The 14,431-nt window shown below is 58.6% G+C and carries 15 protein-coding genes; 12 read left to right on the plus strand and 3 right to left on the minus strand.

Annotated features, from left to right (window positions below; translation table 11 throughout):
• The first annotated feature begins 2 nt into the window (after positions 1 to 2).
• The 9 genes from ACJ70B_RS13640 (at position 3) to ACJ70B_RS13680 (ending at position 6,567) form a co-directional block, all read left to right on the plus strand.
• Positions 3 to 719: a 50S ribosomal protein L32e gene (locus ACJ70B_RS13640; protein WP_408957538.1), complete on the plus strand. Its 717-nt coding sequence runs from the start codon at positions 3 to 5 to the stop codon at positions 717 to 719.
• Positions 712 to 1,161, plus strand: a complete 450-nt coding sequence (locus ACJ70B_RS13645; RefSeq protein ID WP_408957539.1) for a 50S ribosomal protein L19e — start codon at positions 712 to 714, stop codon at positions 1,159 to 1,161. The genes ACJ70B_RS13640 and ACJ70B_RS13645 overlap by 8 nt, the downstream gene beginning before the upstream one ends.
• Entirely contained in the window at positions 1,161 to 1,709 is a 549-nt protein-coding gene (locus ACJ70B_RS13650) for a 50S ribosomal protein L18 (protein ID WP_408957540.1), read from the plus strand. Before ACJ70B_RS13645 ends, ACJ70B_RS13650 begins: the two co-directional genes overlap by 1 nt.
• The gene (locus ACJ70B_RS13655) at positions 1,706 to 2,365 is read left to right on the plus strand and encodes a 30S ribosomal protein S5 (protein WP_408957541.1); all 660 of its coding nucleotides are present in this window, start codon (positions 1,706 to 1,708) and stop codon (positions 2,363 to 2,365) included. The genes ACJ70B_RS13650 and ACJ70B_RS13655 overlap by 4 nt, the downstream gene beginning before the upstream one ends.
• Positions 2,365 to 2,832, plus strand: a complete 468-nt coding sequence (locus ACJ70B_RS13660) for a 50S ribosomal protein L30 (RefSeq protein ID WP_408957542.1) — start codon at positions 2,365 to 2,367, stop codon at positions 2,830 to 2,832. Before ACJ70B_RS13655 ends, ACJ70B_RS13660 begins: the two co-directional genes overlap by 1 nt.
• Positions 2,833 to 2,834: 2 nt before the next feature.
• Entirely contained in the window at positions 2,835 to 3,329 is a 495-nt protein-coding gene (locus tag ACJ70B_RS13665; RefSeq protein WP_408957543.1) for an uL15m family ribosomal protein, read from the plus strand.
• A gap of 3 nt (positions 3,330 to 3,332) precedes the next feature.
• On the plus strand, positions 3,333 to 4,790 hold the full coding sequence (gene secY / locus ACJ70B_RS13670) for a preprotein translocase subunit SecY (protein ID WP_408957544.1): 1,458 nt from the start codon (positions 3,333 to 3,335) through the stop codon (positions 4,788 to 4,790).
• A 68-nt stretch (positions 4,791 to 4,858) separates the two neighbouring features.
• Positions 4,859 to 5,452 carry a hypothetical protein gene (locus tag ACJ70B_RS13675; protein ID WP_408957545.1) on the plus strand — a complete coding sequence of 198 codons (594 nt, stop codon included), beginning with the start codon at positions 4,859 to 4,861 and terminating at the stop codon, positions 5,450 to 5,452.
• The gene (locus ACJ70B_RS13680) at positions 5,449 to 6,567 is read left to right on the plus strand and encodes a tyrosine-type recombinase/integrase (RefSeq protein ID WP_408957546.1); all 1,119 of its coding nucleotides are present in this window, start codon (positions 5,449 to 5,451) and stop codon (positions 6,565 to 6,567) included. The genes ACJ70B_RS13675 and ACJ70B_RS13680 overlap by 4 nt, the downstream gene beginning before the upstream one ends.
• A 2-nt stretch (positions 6,568 to 6,569) precedes the next feature.
• Here ACJ70B_RS13680 and ACJ70B_RS13685 read toward each other — a convergent pair whose 3' ends face one another.
• Positions 6,570 to 7,376 (minus strand): hypothetical protein, encoded by an 807-nt coding sequence (locus tag ACJ70B_RS13685; RefSeq protein WP_408957547.1) that lies wholly within the window; start codon positions 7,374 to 7,376, stop codon positions 6,570 to 6,572.
• Positions 7,377 to 8,905: 1,529 nt separating this feature from the next.
• Between ACJ70B_RS13685 and ACJ70B_RS13690 the strand changes: the two genes are divergently transcribed.
• Both ACJ70B_RS13690 and ACJ70B_RS13695 read left to right on the plus strand, forming a co-directional pair.
• Positions 8,906 to 10,219: a hypothetical protein gene (locus tag ACJ70B_RS13690; protein ID WP_408957548.1), complete on the plus strand. Its 1,314-nt coding sequence runs from the start codon at positions 8,906 to 8,908 to the stop codon at positions 10,217 to 10,219.
• A gap of 354 nt (positions 10,220 to 10,573) precedes the next feature.
• Positions 10,574 to 11,071 carry an HNH endonuclease signature motif containing protein gene (locus ACJ70B_RS13695; RefSeq protein WP_408957549.1) on the plus strand — a complete coding sequence of 166 codons (498 nt, stop codon included), beginning with the start codon at positions 10,574 to 10,576 and terminating at the stop codon, positions 11,069 to 11,071.
• Positions 11,072 to 11,318: 247 nt separating this feature from the next.
• On the opposite strand, the gene ACJ70B_RS13700 is transcribed toward ACJ70B_RS13695, so the two are convergent.
• Together ACJ70B_RS13700 and ACJ70B_RS13705 are read right to left on the minus strand one after the other, a co-directional pair.
• Complete coding sequence (locus ACJ70B_RS13700) at positions 11,319 to 11,963, minus strand: ribonuclease H-like domain-containing protein (RefSeq protein ID WP_408957550.1); 645 nt, start codon at positions 11,961 to 11,963, stop codon at positions 11,319 to 11,321.
• Positions 11,964 to 12,144: 181 nt separating this feature from the next.
• Positions 12,145 to 13,659 carry an ATP-binding protein gene (locus ACJ70B_RS13705; protein ID WP_408957551.1) on the minus strand — a complete coding sequence of 505 codons (1,515 nt, stop codon included), beginning with the start codon at positions 13,657 to 13,659 and terminating at the stop codon, positions 12,145 to 12,147.
• A 577-nt stretch (positions 13,660 to 14,236) separates the two neighbouring features.
• Between ACJ70B_RS13705 and ACJ70B_RS13710 the strand changes: the two genes are divergently transcribed.
• Positions 14,237 to 14,428 (plus strand): hypothetical protein, encoded by a 192-nt coding sequence (locus tag ACJ70B_RS13710; protein ID WP_408957552.1) that lies wholly within the window; start codon positions 14,237 to 14,239, stop codon positions 14,426 to 14,428.
• Positions 14,429 to 14,431: the final 3 nt, after the last annotated feature.

Raw genomic sequence — 14,431 nt, forward strand, 5'->3', positions numbered from 1 at the left:
AGATGGCAGACGACAACGACGAACTCCAGACGCTCGAGGACATCAGCGGCGTCGGCGAAAGCAAGGCCGAGGCCCTGCGTGAGGCCGGCTTCGAGTCCATCGAGGACGTCAAGGAAGCCGACCAGGATGACCTGGCCGATGCAGAGGGCATCGGGAACGCGCTCGCGGCCCGCATCAAAGCCGACGTCGGTGACCTCGAGGTCACCGAGGAGACCGAGGCCGAGATCGAGGACGAGGGCGTCGAGGACGCAGAGCCGGCCGAGGAGGTCGAGACCGAACTGCAGCCCCGCGGGCTGACCGAGAAGACGCCCGACCTCTCCGAGGACGAGGAGCGACTGCTCGCCCGCCGGAAGGGCGAGGGGAAACCGCAGTTCAATCGACAGGACTACCACAAGAAAAAGCGGACGCCGGAATCCTGGCGTCGACCCCGCGGTCAGCTGTCCAAGCAGCGAAAGGGCGTCAAAGGCAAGGGTCCGAAGGTCCAAGCTGGCTACCGTACGCCCGAGGCCGTCCGGGGCAAACACCCCAGCGGCTTCGAGGAGGTCTACGTCGAGAACGTCGACGACCTCGAGGGCGTCGACGGCGACCGTGAGGCGGTTCGAATCGCCTCGGCGGTCGGTGCGCGCAAGCGCGAACGGATCGAAGAACAGGCCGAGGAACAGGGCGTTCGCGTCCTGAACCCGACCTACGAGGAAGTCGAGGTGGAAGCAGATGACTGATCTCTCCGCACAGAAGCGACTGGCTGCCGACGTCTTGGACGTCGGTCAGAACCGCGTCTGGCTCGACCCCGAGGCCCAGGGCGATATCGCCGAAGCGATCACCCGCGACGAGATCCGCGAACTCGTCGACGAGGGTCGCATTCGGGCTGCCGATTCGTCGGGCAACTCCCGCGGTCGCGCCCGTGAGCGCAACGAAAAGCGCTCCTACGGCCACCAGAAGGGCCAGGGCAAGCGCCGCGGCAAGAAGGGCGCACGCCAGAACGAGAAAGACGAGTGGCAGAACAAGATCCGCGCACAGCGACGGAAGCTTCGCGAACTCCGCGACAAGGGCGAACTGACGCCCACGCAGTACCGTGAGCTCTACAAGAAGGCTGGCGGTGGCGAGTTCCGTAGCGTCCGGTACCTGTTGAATTACATCGACGACAACTACGGTAACCAATAATGGCGACAGGACCACGATACAAAGTGCCGATGCGGCGTCGCCGTGAGGTCCGGACGGACTACCACCAGAGGTTGCGCCTGCTGAAATCGGGCAAGCCCCGCCTCGTCGCTCGCAAGAGCAACAAGCACACTACGGCGCAGCTGATCACTCCCGGACCACAGGGCGACGAGACGCTCGCGAGCGCACACTCGAGCGATCTCGAGGAGTACGGCTGGGATGCCCCCACGAGCAACATCTCTGCGGCGTACCTGACCGGCCTGCTGGCCGGCACACGCGCCGTCGACGCCGGTCTCGAGGAAGCAGTCCTCGACATCGGCCTCAACACGGCCACGCCCGGAAACAAGGTGTTCGCGGTACAGGAGGGGGCGATCGACGCCGGCCTCGACATTCCGCACAACGACAGCGTGCTGGCCGACTGGTCGCGTACGCGCGGCGAGCACATCGCCGAGTACGCCGAGCAGCTAGACGAGCCGCTGTATAGCGGTGAGTTCGACGCGACCGAACTGCCGGATCACTTCGACGAAGTACGAGAGGCGATTCTCGAATGAGCGCAAACGACTACAACGATAGCGGATGGGAACCCGTCACCCGTCTCGGTCGGATGGTCCAGGAGGGCGAAATCGACGATATGGAGACTGCCCTCAACTCGGGCCTCCCGCTGAAGGAACCCGAGCTCGTCGACCAGCTCCTCCCCGGACTGGAAGACGAGGTACTGGACATCAACATGGTCCAGCGGATGACCGACTCCGGACGACGCGTGAAGTTCCGCTGCGTCGTCGCCGTCGGCAACCGTGACGGCTTCATCGGTTACGCCGAGGGCCGAGACGACCAAGTCGGGTCTGCCATCCAGAAGGCGATCGGTATCGCAAAGCTGAACATGATCCAGGTGCCCCGCGGCTCCGGTTCCTGGGAGGACCGCTCGGACCGGCCTCATTCGCTGACCCGACGGACGACCGGCAAGGCCGGCTCCGTCGAGGTCGAGGTCATCCCGGCCCCCGAAGGGCTCGGGCTGGCCGCCAGCGACACCGTCCGTCACGTCCTCGAGTTGGCCGGCATCGAGAACGCCTGGACCAAGAGCCACGGCAATACCCGAACGACGGTGAACCTGGCGAAGGCGACGTTCAACGCGCTCGAGAACGCCTCCCAGTCACGCCGACCGCGACGGAACCGCGGCGGCCGTGAGGAAGCCGAGGTGAGCGAGTGATGAAGGCGATCGTCCAGGTTCGCGGCGAAGTGAACCGACAGGAAGACGTCGAGGACACGCTGTCGATGCTCAACGTCCACAGCGTCAACCACTGCACGCTCGTCCCTGAAACCGACGCCTACGAGGGGATGATCGCCAAGGTCAACGATTACGTCGCCCACGGCGAGCCAAGCGCAGACGTACTCGAGACGCTGCTCGCGAAGCGATCCGAGCCCCTCGAGGGCAAGCAGGCAGACGTCGACGAGGAGTGGCTCGCCGAGAACACGGCGTACGGCGACTTCGGCGAACTTGCCGAAGCGCTGCTCGACGAGGAAACGACGCTTCGTGACGAGGGACTGTCACCGACGCTTCGACTTCACCCACCGCGGGGAGGTCACGACGGCATCAAAAAGCCGACCGTCGAGGGCGGCCAACTCGGAAAACATACAACGGGGCAGATTAACGCCCTGCTAGAATCGATGCGATAACCATGACGAGCAAAAAACGACGCCAGCGCGGATCGCGGACCCACAGCGGCGGTTCCCACAAGAATCGACGCGGTGCGGGTCACCGCGGTGGACGCGGCCGTGCCGGGCGAAGCAAACACGAGTTCCACAACTACGAACCGAAGGGCAAACACGGCTTCAAGCGACCGCAGGACATCCGCGAGGAAGTCGCCGAGATCGACGTCCAGAAGTTAGACGAGGACGCGATCCTCTACGTCGCCGACGATCTCGCTGAGGAGACCGACGGTGGCTACGAACTCGACGCACGCGATATCGTCGAGGACGGCCACGAGGTCGACGTCGTCAAGGTCCTCGGATCGGGACAGGTCCGCAACGAGCTGACCGTCACCGCAGACGCCTTCTCCGACGCAGCGGAAGAGAAACTCGAGGCCGCCGGCGGCGAGGCGATCCTCACCGAGCGCGGCGAGGAGCGGGCGGCCGAAGACGACGAAGCCGACACTGAACAGGACGAGGAATAACGTATGGGATGGAAGGAAGCCGCTGAACCGGTCTTGACGCGGATGCCAGCAGTGCGCCGTCCGGAGGGGCACGTCCCCTTCAAGCGGAAGCTGATGTGGACGGCGGGCATCCTCATGTTGTACTTCTTCCTGACGAACATCTCACTGCTCGGAGTACAGTCCGGCTCGCAGGACTTCTTCGGGCAGTTCCGCGCGATTCTCGCCGGCTCGCAAGGGTCGGTGTTGCAGGTCGGTATCGGACCGATCGTCACCGCGAGCATCGTCTTACAGCTGCTCGGCGGGGCGAACCTGCTCGGCCTCGATACGGACGACCCGCGCGATCAGGTTCTCTATCAGGGCCTCCAGAAGCTGCTGGTCGGCATGATGGTGATCCTGACCGGTCTTCCGATGGTGTTCGCCGGCGGCTTCCTGCCAGCGGTACCTCAGCTGCAACTCGGCGGACTCACGCTCGAGGGGACACAGCTCAAGCTGCTGATCTTTGCCCAGGTCTTCATTGGCGGCATTCTCATCCTCTACATGGACGAGGTCGTCAGTAAGTGGGGCGTCGGCAGCGGGATCGGCCTATTCATCATCGCCGGCGTGAGCCAGCGGCTCGTCACCGGGTTCATCCAGCCGACCGATGGTGGGTTCTTCTTCAACTGGTACCAGATCCTGACCGGGAAGGTCGAGGTCGGCTCGATCATCTCCGGCGAAGGGCTGCAGACGCTGATGGTCGGTCAGGGGAACCTCATGGCCCTGCTGACGACACTGCTGATCTTCGGCATCGTCGTCTACGCCGAATCGGTCCGCGTCGAGATCCCGCTCAGCCACGCTCGAGTCAAGGGTGCACGCGGCCGATTCCCCGTGAAGCTCATCTACGCGAGTGTCCTGCCGATGATCCTCGTTCGCGCGGTGCAGGCGAACGTTCAGTTCATGGGTCAGATCCTGAACCGGCAGCTGGCGAGTATGCCGAGTTGGCTCGGCGTATACTCGGCACAGGGTCAGCCCACCAGCGGGTTCTTCTACTACGTAGCGCCGATCTACTCGCCACAGGACTGGATGTGGTGGACGGCAAACGTCTCGCAGGCCTGGTGGCAAGTGATGATCCGCATCGGCATTGACGTCACGTTCATGGTCGTGGGTGGCGCGATCTTCGCCATCTTCTGGGTCGAGACGACGGACATGGGTCCCGAGGCGACGGCCAGACAGATCCAGAACTCCGGGATGCAAATCCCCGGCTTCCGACAGAACGTCGGCGTCATCGAGAAGGTCATGGAGCGGTACATCCCGCAGGTGACCGTCATCGGTGGCGCGCTCGTCGGCCTACTGGCCGTCTGGGCGAACATGCTCGGCACCATCGGCGGTGTCGGCGGAACGAGCCTGCTACTCGCGGTCTCGATCACGTACAAGTTGTACGAGGAGATTGCCGAGGAGCAACTCATGGAGATGCATCCGATGATGCGGGAAATGTTTGGAGGTTGAGGTAACCCACTGGGGTACCCAGTTTTCCAAGCTTTTACATTAATCCTCGTCAGCAGTAGCGACGAGAAATGGCGAATCGGAACCAAGAACCGCTGAACGTCCGTGTCACACCGTCCAAAAAGGACGAGTGGAAAACCGCGATCGGTGACGACGAAACTCTCGCAGGAGTTGTCCGTCGGGCAGTTGACCGCGAACTCAACAACGAATACGTCCACGTAGATACCGCTGAACACCTCGACAGCGGCGAAGATATCGATTTTACCGAGGTAACAACTGACATCGATTTGCTCTCCGGGCAAGTAGAAGTACTGCAGAGTCAGCTTGACGACGCACTTACGCCGGGGTCGATGCCGCCAGAAGACCAGTTGAGCGAGGTGGCGATGCGAGCACTCGCTCATATTCCACGCTACGATGACTTGTCCGATCACGTCCGGCGAGAGATTAGTCAGACCCATTCAGACCAGTTAATCGGCATTAAGACTGCGATCGAAGAGCACGAGACTCGGATTGATGGGAGCGCACAAGCAATCGCGTTCAAAATGGACGACGATGAAAGCGAACTCATCGTCCGTCAGGCTCTCATTTACTTAGAGAACAGAACGACAGAGACTGTCCAGAGCACGATTGCCGATGGAACCCGACACTGGGTGAGAGACGTATGAGAGACGACAAAGGTCGGTACGTAACGCCAGAAGACAAAGAACTTAGCGAGGAAATGGAAGAACTGCGAGGACGCTATCTCACATCCCTCACCTCACAGAAAACGGGAACGAGCGATCGGACACGAGACACTCGGCGAAGAGAAGTCGGGTACTGGCTGCAGTTCTGCGCAGTGAACGACATCGACCCTCTCGCTGCAGAGGAACGCGACGTCCGCGGGTACATACAAGGCATCACGGACCTCGCAGACACGACAATTCACTCCTACTTCACGTCAATCCAGTCGTTTTACTCGATCATCAGTAACGACGCCGCGGACGATAGCCTTGAACTCGTCAACGACGGTGAGCACCCTTGCGATGATATCAGTCTAAAAGACGACTATGGTATCACCAGAACATCGGAGTACAAGAAACAGCACGTGATCTCGGCGAACGACCTTGACAATGCGCGGGACAACGACGACGTCATCGCCCTTCGCCCAGATGCTGTTGAACAACTCTTTGACGCTGTGCCCGGTAAGCGACGGGAAACGCGACTTCGGAACGAGGTGATCGTACGCCTCTCGTGGTATACCGGTACTCGGAGTGTGGAGTTGTCGAAGATGCGTATCGAGAACATTGACTGGGACAGGTGTATAATCAATATTGAGTCCGCCAAAATCGATCCCAGCGAAAATCCAGGTCTTGCCCGACGGAACGTCGTCTTTCCCCAAGAATTCAGATTGACACTCAGAAGGTGGTGTGAGCAGATGAGACACTCATTTTCCGGGCAGGTCACACCGGAGGAGGGACGAATCCTGTGCACGACGCATAATGATGAGATGCAGCCAGCGGATATCAACGATGTGATTAAGCAAACCGCGTGGAACGCTGGGCTACAGCGACCGCTGCGACCCGCGGATCCAGACCCGGAGGATGAAGTCTATGAGTGGTTCGTTACGTCACATCGTCTCCGCCGGTCAGCGATTAGCCACTGGGTTAACGACATCGACACTATCGACATCAACCAAGCTAGGCTCTTAGCAGGCCACGCTCAACTCTCACAGACTATCGATTACGTCGAAGACGATAGCGATTCACTCGCAGAAGACTATCAGTGCGGGATGCAGGCGTAACGTTACTCTATTGAATCCGTTAGCTGCCCGAGCCCGTACCGATTCGGGTGCCCTTCGATTGCACGGGTGATCGTTCGCGGAGACACATCAAGGCGCTCTGCAGCCTTCCGCTTCGATAGCCCGTCAGGACTGTCATCCAGCACCATCGACAACACAGCTCGCACCTCATCAAAATTATCAGCGGTCTCCAGTTCACCGTCATCGTCGTAGGTGAATCCCAGCGGCGCGCGACCGCGTGAACGATCGAACCCATCACACCAGTCCCGCACGTCCCGCATCTCCGTTTCTCGCTGTAACTCTAAACCAGCACTATCGAGCCCATCCAATACCCCTATTATCCCGTCGCTGGAATCACCATCAATATTCACACAAGCACTTGTCAGGTGGATTGTCGCGCCAGCAGCAACGAACGCCGAAACACGATCCTGGATCTCTTCATGTGTTTCACCGAGTGCTGCGATACTGTTGACGACGATATCGTCGGCATCAATAACATCATTATCCAGCGCATTGACCGCTGACCTCACGTGCGTCCGGTCAGGATCGATTCCTATCGCAATTGCAACCCCGTCAATGTTGACGCAGGTATCCTCATATTCCCAGCTTCCTTTAGCCACCGTCTCTTCCATGCCCATTTTGAGTGTTTCATCGACCCAGGACTGACCGATAGTCTGACGGGCTGACTCTAAGCACGACCGTACTGCACTGCCAAGTTCACGCCGTGTTGCTGCATGCGCGATGACGATGCTGTTGACACTGGCAGTATCCTCATCACCAGTGTCGATGTCTGTAAGTTCTAACTGTGTCATCTTACGGTTAGAGTTTCTGTGTCGCATGGTGTAAGCTTTCGCGGGGAGTTTCTGGAGATGTTAGTATGGTTTTCGCAGAATCCTTACGCAGAAAGGATATGGCGTGGCGGAAACCCTACGCAGAAGGAAAACACCGGTGGCAGAAACCCTACGCGGAAGTGAAAACACCCTACGCGGAAACCCCTCGCAGAAACCCTGAGACCACCTCACCTCAACTAGTTGAGTGTTCTTAACTTCGCGCGGGTTCTAAGGCCATTAGAAGCCGCGCCAGGAAATCTCTAGCCTTCGACTGCGTTTGGCGCGGGTCTATACCGGCCGATCTCGTCCGAAGACGTGTGTTGATATGGAGTAGGTGGAGGATTTACCTCCCAAGAGTTTGATATTTTCTATCGTCACTGTGACTGCCCGCTCACGCGCCGCTGGGCTTCGAGGACTATTCGCCCAGCGGCCAGTGGCCAGTGTCATGGCCCTGCGCCAACCCGGGGTGCCGGCACGACACGCGCACGAGCAGTCCAACCACGACACGCGCGAAACTACCAACGACCACCGTCCAGCTCACACACCGCTAGTACTCACCCCTAACCGGCCTGGCGACACCGTCAACACGCGATCGGGCGCGCTAAGGGGCAGCTGAGGACACCACGACCATCGATACTGACACGCGTGAAACGCTCACCGTCCACACGCGAGCGCGGCAGGTGCCGCGCCCTCCCTTGACACATACTCGACTCCCTCCGTACGTGTCACCGTTCGACCGCATTTACTCAGCTACTATCTCAGAGTTCATTTCGCTGGGGGTGCGCCTGCCCAAAATGTAGGACATATCATCACTGATCCGTGTTGGTCTGGTGTCGTGAATGGCTTTCATTAGTTTGATAGTTTGGGTTGGCGGTGCTGGCAAGATGATCCACTATCGTCTAGAGAATATGAACCGTGCGAGGTGAGTTGTCTACGGGACGCAGGAGTGGGAGGGGGCATCGCCACTCTACGAGGTTTTAAACGTGCAAGGTTGATAGGGGGAGGTACGGACGCACACGAGCCCGATACAATCCCTTACTGACCGCGGGTGCGAATCGCGGGGATGGTCAGTCTCGCGCGGTACTCGTGTTGCCCAGCAATCAGCCTCACGGCTTGGGTGACACGATGCGAGACACCACACACAACACATTGACCGCGACTGACGAGACGCATAGTAACACTTCTGACGCCAGTGACGACCAGGACGAGAGCGACGACGACACTACCAAGGAGCGTCCCGCGACCCGTTCCAGCGGGACCGTCCTCAGAGAAGATTTTTTTTCGAGACGGCTTCCGAGAGTGTCCCCACGATGCTTACGAACGAGAACAGAGAACCTGGAAACCACCGGATGGGGGCGGGTTGGGAGCGAAAGCGCCCGACCTGCCGACCCGCATCTCCCCCTCGATCACTGCTGCTACTACTACTGTTACGTGCCAGAACGTTACGTACGTACGTACAGACTGATACGTTCGTGTCAGTCCGGCACGTCGTCGCTCACGGGGTGGTCAGCGTGACCACTTCGTCCCGCGTGAAGCTCGGGTGGGAAGTCCCGGACGACCGATGGGCCGAGTACACCGCTAAAGTCGAGGAAGAGTGGGGTGAATACCGTTTATACGCCGGCATCCAGATCGAGGTGTCTTGGCGTGAGTACCGCGATGTCCACCCCCTGGAGGACCACGCTAACCGTCTCCTGGAGGCGGCCGGACTCTCTCGTGAGACGGACGAGAAAAATAATCTCTCCGGGATTCCGTCTCTCGCCGACACCGAGTCAAGTCGGCAGTTCGTCCGCGTCCACGAGGACGTCAAACACGAGATGGAGCAATACGCTGCGGCGAACGATCTCTCGAAACACGAGGTTCTACGCGGTGTGATCGCTTGGTACCTCGGTGGGAGTCGAGAGGAGCGCCTCGTTGAGAAGTTCGACCGCGTCGTCCCCGAAGCAGAGCGGGCCTTCGCGGAGGCCACCGACGACGGCCCAGACACTGCGGACGGCCTCTCGAAGACTGAGCGCGTCACCCGGAAGATTGCTCGCTCCCTCGGGGATAGCTTCTCCGAGAACGACCTTGAAGACGCCATCGACGCTGAGACCACCGGGACGGCCTACTTCCACGACGAGTACACGCCGCGCGTGGTGGAGTATAAGGGCGTGAAGCGCTGGGAGACCGACGACCGTCCCGACGTCTTCCTCCCGCCGGAAAATTGGAAGGAGAAACAGACGACGGAGATAATCTCCGAGCTCGGCGGCGACTACGAGACGCCACCGCCGGCGTTCACCCGGGAAGAGTTCGCGCAGGCGGCTACCAACGCGGGCATTGAGGTGTGGCCGGAGAACCGGGAGACGGTGAACGAGTACAGGGGCCGCGTCCTCGAACGCATCGAATTCGCGTGGTCCGACGAGACCGAGCAGTTCGAACCGGTGGACGACTCGGATGCAGAGTCCAAGTCGAACCTGAACGCGGACGAGGTGGATGATGTCAAGGCCAGCGTTGCAAGCGAGGGAGACGCTAATGCGGACGCGGACACCAATCCCGTCACGGTCACTGACCGAATGGATGAACTCGAAGGCGCAACACCGGTCCGGGCGGACGGTGGTGACAGTGAGGGTATGACCCAGCAAGACTGTGTGGACGCCGTCACGCGAGTTATCGACGCGCTCGCAGCGCAGAGCGGTCACAACAGTGTGGACATTGAGACTGTTGTTGAGGCTGCCCGGTATGATGAGGGAGTGCCCAAAGAGAAGACGTGGCATGCCATCTCCCGGTTGAAGAAGAGTGAGGTGTACGAGCAAGCTGACGGGCACGTGCGTCACCTCGGAGGTGAGTAAATTGTCATCACAAGGCTCAACGACAACGTGGCAGTCGAACAGTAGCGAGTTAACGTGGTCAGAGAGCGGGCTCATTAGCGCGCTTTGGTCGGAGATTGCATCAGCCCTCGCTTCGCGGACGGTCGCGTGGAAATGGAGAGAGCCCGGCGTTCCGCATAAGGGGAGATATCGTTGGAACGATGATGACCTCATCCTCTGCGAGCTTGACGGGACGGGCATTGAGGGACCCGATATTGACGTGACCGCAGACACGGGAGTGGTGTGGTCACGATACAGCACACCAATATGGGGCGACAGGGGAGAGTGTGATCTCATCAATTGTACTGCACCAGTTGATACCCGAGGTGAAGGACCGTGAGCGCTCACCAACACGCGAGCGCAGACGGTAAAGACATCAACCGCGCAATCCCGGAAGACGCTCACCACACGCGAGAGCGATTCGAAGAGAAATACGAGTCAGGTGCTCCGGACGAATGCTGGGAATGGGAGAGATACACTAATGCAGACGGGTACGGTGAATTCCGTTACAATGGGAGAGCGAGGGCACACCGAATCAGTTACCGGCTGTACAACGGTGCAATTCCAGAGGATAAGCAAGTCAATCACACGTGCGACAACCGGGCGTGTGTGAATCCGAATCACCTGTATCTCGGAACTCAAGCAGAGAATATCGGTGATGCGTTCCGCCGGGAGCGTGTTGACCGGCCGTTAAGCCACGACGATGTCCGCGAAATCCGTCGCCGCTACGCAACCGAGGATGTCTACCAGTACGAGTTAGCTGACGAGTTCGGTGTGGACCAAGCCACGATATCAAACGTTGTAAACCGGAAGACGCACGACTACGTCGATTAAACTGCGTTTCGGAGAGTCAATCGACATGGTCTCATATACGAGCATATGAGTCACTAAATAGCGTTCTCACGGCATAAAACACCAACAAGACGTAAACTGGGTGTAGGTGATTAGACTTCGCGGTATAACTGGTTTGTTGCTGTTTTCGCGCACCAGAATGCAGCAAAAGACTGAGTGGCCAACGCGTTCGGGACCGACAGCACGTGGACTGATGCAGGCTCAAAACTCCGCTACGACGCTGCAGGGCTCATCCATTAGTGTGAACGGTCTCTGTAGTAAGTTCCTCGTACAATTGGAATAATGGCCCGACATCGGACGCAGCGTACCGTTCGACGGCGCGACGTAGGTCGTCGTTCGGCCGGTCAGACAGTAATTCGAGACCCATTTCAGGCATATCGGCACCGGTTACGGGCTTGCCAAGCCACTCCGGTTCATCCGATTCAATGCCGTGTATGTCGAGCGCATCGTCCAGGGGCACAAAATAACCTTCTCTATCCTTCATACGGAGGATTAAATCGATATGACGCGAACTCCGTAGGAGGAGACACAGTCTATCAACTACGTTTTCCGCGGGTTCAGCCTGCCGGACGCGGCAAGCTCTGTGTTTGAGAATCGGGAAATCGTATCCGTCGCCGTTGTACGTCAACAACACTCTGTCGCTACCGTCGCTCCGCGAAGCAATCCAGTCAAGCGCATCTGTGAACAGGCGTGCTTCCTCCTCAATCGATGAACCGCCCCGGAATATCACTTCGACGTCCGGATCACTCATCGATTCAGACTCGTGCCCGAGGGCAATGCAGAAGGGAATCCAGTGTTCTGGGTCATCGAAATCAGGGTTTTCGACGGTTGAGATCGTCTCGATGTCTATTGCGAATGTTTGCGTGTGGGACATACAAGTCCGCTAACGACGATTATTAAGCATCCTTGCATTTCTGATCGGTTCGGCACAAATCATTGCAAGAAGCCCGAAGTAGACCCGACCGTGGATCTGCTGGAGAATATTGCGAAAAGCAAGGTCAGCGTATAGCCGATGTGCAACGAGATATCCGGATAATCTCTCTCGCGGCCTCCACTCACCGTTGGCTAACGCTCAGTTCTGTCGTCCCTCTCTTGATGTCTTGTGGCTGGATTCGCTCGCCGTTACGGTCTAACACATGCTTGGCAGCGTTCTTCACTACCAACTCTAGGTCCGCGGCCACCAGCCCATCAGTCATCGATGCCGCACGCTTCACATCATCGATGCCTAGTTGGTGTGGCCGGTCTGCGAGCTGGGCTTTCAATACTGCCGCGCGTGCGTCCGCATCCGGTTTCCCGACGTGGATCTTCTTGTCGATCCGACCGGACCGGATTCCGGCGACATCCAGGGATTCCAGACGGTTCGTTGCACCGACGAACACGATATTGTGCGCTTCGGTGTCTTCGAGGTGGTTCAGGAACTCGTTGACGACCTTGGTGTCCTCTTCGTGCGCGTTCCCGCTCCCGTCCCGGTTCTTCAATACCGTGTCTAACTCGTCAAGGAAGACGACGGCACCGCCTTCCTGTGCTGCGACCGTCTTGGCTTCCTCGAAGAGCGTCTGGACTTTCGTCGCGGACTCGTTGATCCACTTGCTCTGGATGTTCGCACCGCTCAGCTTAGCGAACGGCAGCCCGAGTTCCGTGGCCAGGGCCTTCGCCATAAACGTCTTCCCGGTGCCCGGCGGGCCGTGGAAGATGATGTTCGGCGCGGATACACCGAGTTCGGCCGCCTTCTTACGGTGCGTGGTGAGCGGCTTGATGACGTCACGCTCCAACTCCGTCTTCAACTCGTCCATCCCGCCGACGTCAGCGAAACTCACGTCCGTCTCTGAGCTCCATCGAAATTCCATTTTATCGTAGTCCGACTTGCCCGCGTCTTCGTTGGCCGCCGTCGTTGCGTTCTCGGATGGCCCAGTGCCGTGGTCATTCGGCTGGTTGGTGTTGGATACGGTGTCATTCTTCTGCGTGTGGGCGTTGGTCTGCTGCTGTCGCGCAGGTGTAGCGGCCTCGCGGTCTGACCAGTTCTCGGTTTTCTCACGGACGACGTCTGGGTCGAGTGTTGGCTCGGTCTGCTGGGATCCGATTGGTTCTGCGTCTGGCTTGTACAACTCGTAGAACACGTACGTCAGTGGCAGCCCCACAGCTGCAACGGCTGCAAGGGATTCCCCAGACCCCTCGGGTAGTGACGTGACTAACACTCCCATATTCGTCACCTGCGCGGTCGCGGAGACCGCCATCGCGCTGACTGCGCCCAGAACACCGCCAGCACCAATGATGGTGTAATCTGTCTGGCCGTACAGTCGCGGTGTACTGATTGCGCTGATGAGACCGAGAGCGACCATCATGGCGAAGAGCAAAGCGACGACAACGAAGATGGCGGCTAGTCCTGCGCTGACGACCCAGAGGGAGCCGCCTAATATGGGGGTTGTGACTTGTGTGTGGGTGATTCCTTCACCATACAGGACAGCGGTTGCGCTGAGAATCATCGCAGCTGTGAAACTGAGTGCGCCGGCTACCTGCCCCTTGGTTGGGAAAGCAGCTCGCCAGTCACGTTTTGAGAGGGTATTGAACATCGTATCCACGTTACCATACAACGTGGATAATTAAGGATACTTGTATTTCTAATCGTTTTCCTGTTGAAAGAGGGCGGAAATCAGCTTAAACGCTTGATTGGGGCTTGTGGCGTGGTAGATTTACAAACTTATTAAGTGATCAATCTCGGAAATGTATATGCCGGGGGTGGTTACCCGGCATGCTGTGAGCCATGAACTATTTGAGCCTTCTTGGGCTTGAATAGTTCCTCGTGGTGTGTACAGTTGGGCCAGGTGTGGTGGCCCGGCGAAGGGTTGTTCGAGCCAACCACGTTACCGTCTCGGGTGTGGGACTCCCGGGACGGGTTCACCCTACGGTTGGTAAGCCAGACACTCAACTGGAAGCGAAGGATCGCGTTCTGATGACTTACAATGATTAGGCTAATTTGTCATCTTGTAGACCGGCACGCCGCGAAATCGGTTTCGGTGGATACAGGTTTGCTTGGGTTTCTTGGAATCATCAGGGTCCCTCTGGACTTCAACACCAGACGTGACCGCAGGGTCGAGGCAGTCTAAGTAAAGACTATATTCCTTGGCTGAACAGTCCTTGGTATCACCAATGACCCGGAAGCAAATCGGTCGCAATACGGGAAATTCAGGCCGGATCAACGTTTCCGGGTCTGAACTAGAAGAACTCGGCGCAGAGATCGGCGACACAGTAGACGTTGACGTTGTCGATGCCAAAGAAATCGCACACGCCATCATCGATAGCAAGGACTCAGAGAAGTTCCTGATCGTCACCCCCGCTTAAAAC

It is taken from the genome of Natrinema sp. 74 (genome assembly GCF_046097095.1).
Classification (GTDB): Archaea; Halobacteriota; Halobacteria; order Halobacteriales; family Natrialbaceae; genus Natrinema.

Excerpts from the sequence above, each read along its gene's own strand:
- ACJ70B_RS13685 (WP_408957547.1), bottom strand. The coding sequence starts at position 7,376 with ATGACACAGTTAGAACTTACAGACATCGACACTGGTGATGAGGATACT.
- ACJ70B_RS13705 (WP_408957551.1), bottom strand. The coding sequence starts at position 13,659 with ATGTTCAATACCCTCTCAAAACGTGACTGGCGAGCTGCTTTCCCAACC.
- ACJ70B_RS13680 (WP_408957546.1), top strand. The coding sequence starts at position 5,449 with ATGAGAGACGACAAAGGTCGGTACGTAACGCCAGAAGACAAAGAACTT.
- ACJ70B_RS13660 (WP_408957542.1), top strand. The coding sequence starts at position 2,365 with ATGAAGGCGATCGTCCAGGTTCGCGGCGAAGTGAACCGACAGGAAGAC.
- ACJ70B_RS13655 (WP_408957541.1), top strand. The coding sequence starts at position 1,706 with ATGAGCGCAAACGACTACAACGATAGCGGATGGGAACCCGTCACCCGT.
- ACJ70B_RS13665 (WP_408957543.1), top strand. The coding sequence starts at position 2,835 with ATGACGAGCAAAAAACGACGCCAGCGCGGATCGCGGACCCACAGCGGC.
- ACJ70B_RS13640 (WP_408957538.1), top strand. The coding sequence starts at position 3 with ATGGCAGACGACAACGACGAACTCCAGACGCTCGAGGACATCAGCGGC.
- ACJ70B_RS13650 (WP_408957540.1), top strand. The coding sequence starts at position 1,161 with ATGGCGACAGGACCACGATACAAAGTGCCGATGCGGCGTCGCCGTGAG.
- ACJ70B_RS13700 (WP_408957550.1), bottom strand. The coding sequence starts at position 11,963 with ATGTCCCACACGCAAACATTCGCAATAGACATCGAGACGATCTCAACC.
- ACJ70B_RS13645 (WP_408957539.1), top strand. The coding sequence starts at position 712 with ATGACTGATCTCTCCGCACAGAAGCGACTGGCTGCCGACGTCTTGGAC.
- ACJ70B_RS13710 (WP_408957552.1), top strand. The coding sequence starts at position 14,237 with ATGACCCGGAAGCAAATCGGTCGCAATACGGGAAATTCAGGCCGGATC.
- secY (WP_408957544.1), top strand. The coding sequence starts at position 3,333 with ATGGGATGGAAGGAAGCCGCTGAACCGGTCTTGACGCGGATGCCAGCA.
- ACJ70B_RS13675 (WP_408957545.1), top strand. The coding sequence starts at position 4,859 with ATGGCGAATCGGAACCAAGAACCGCTGAACGTCCGTGTCACACCGTCC.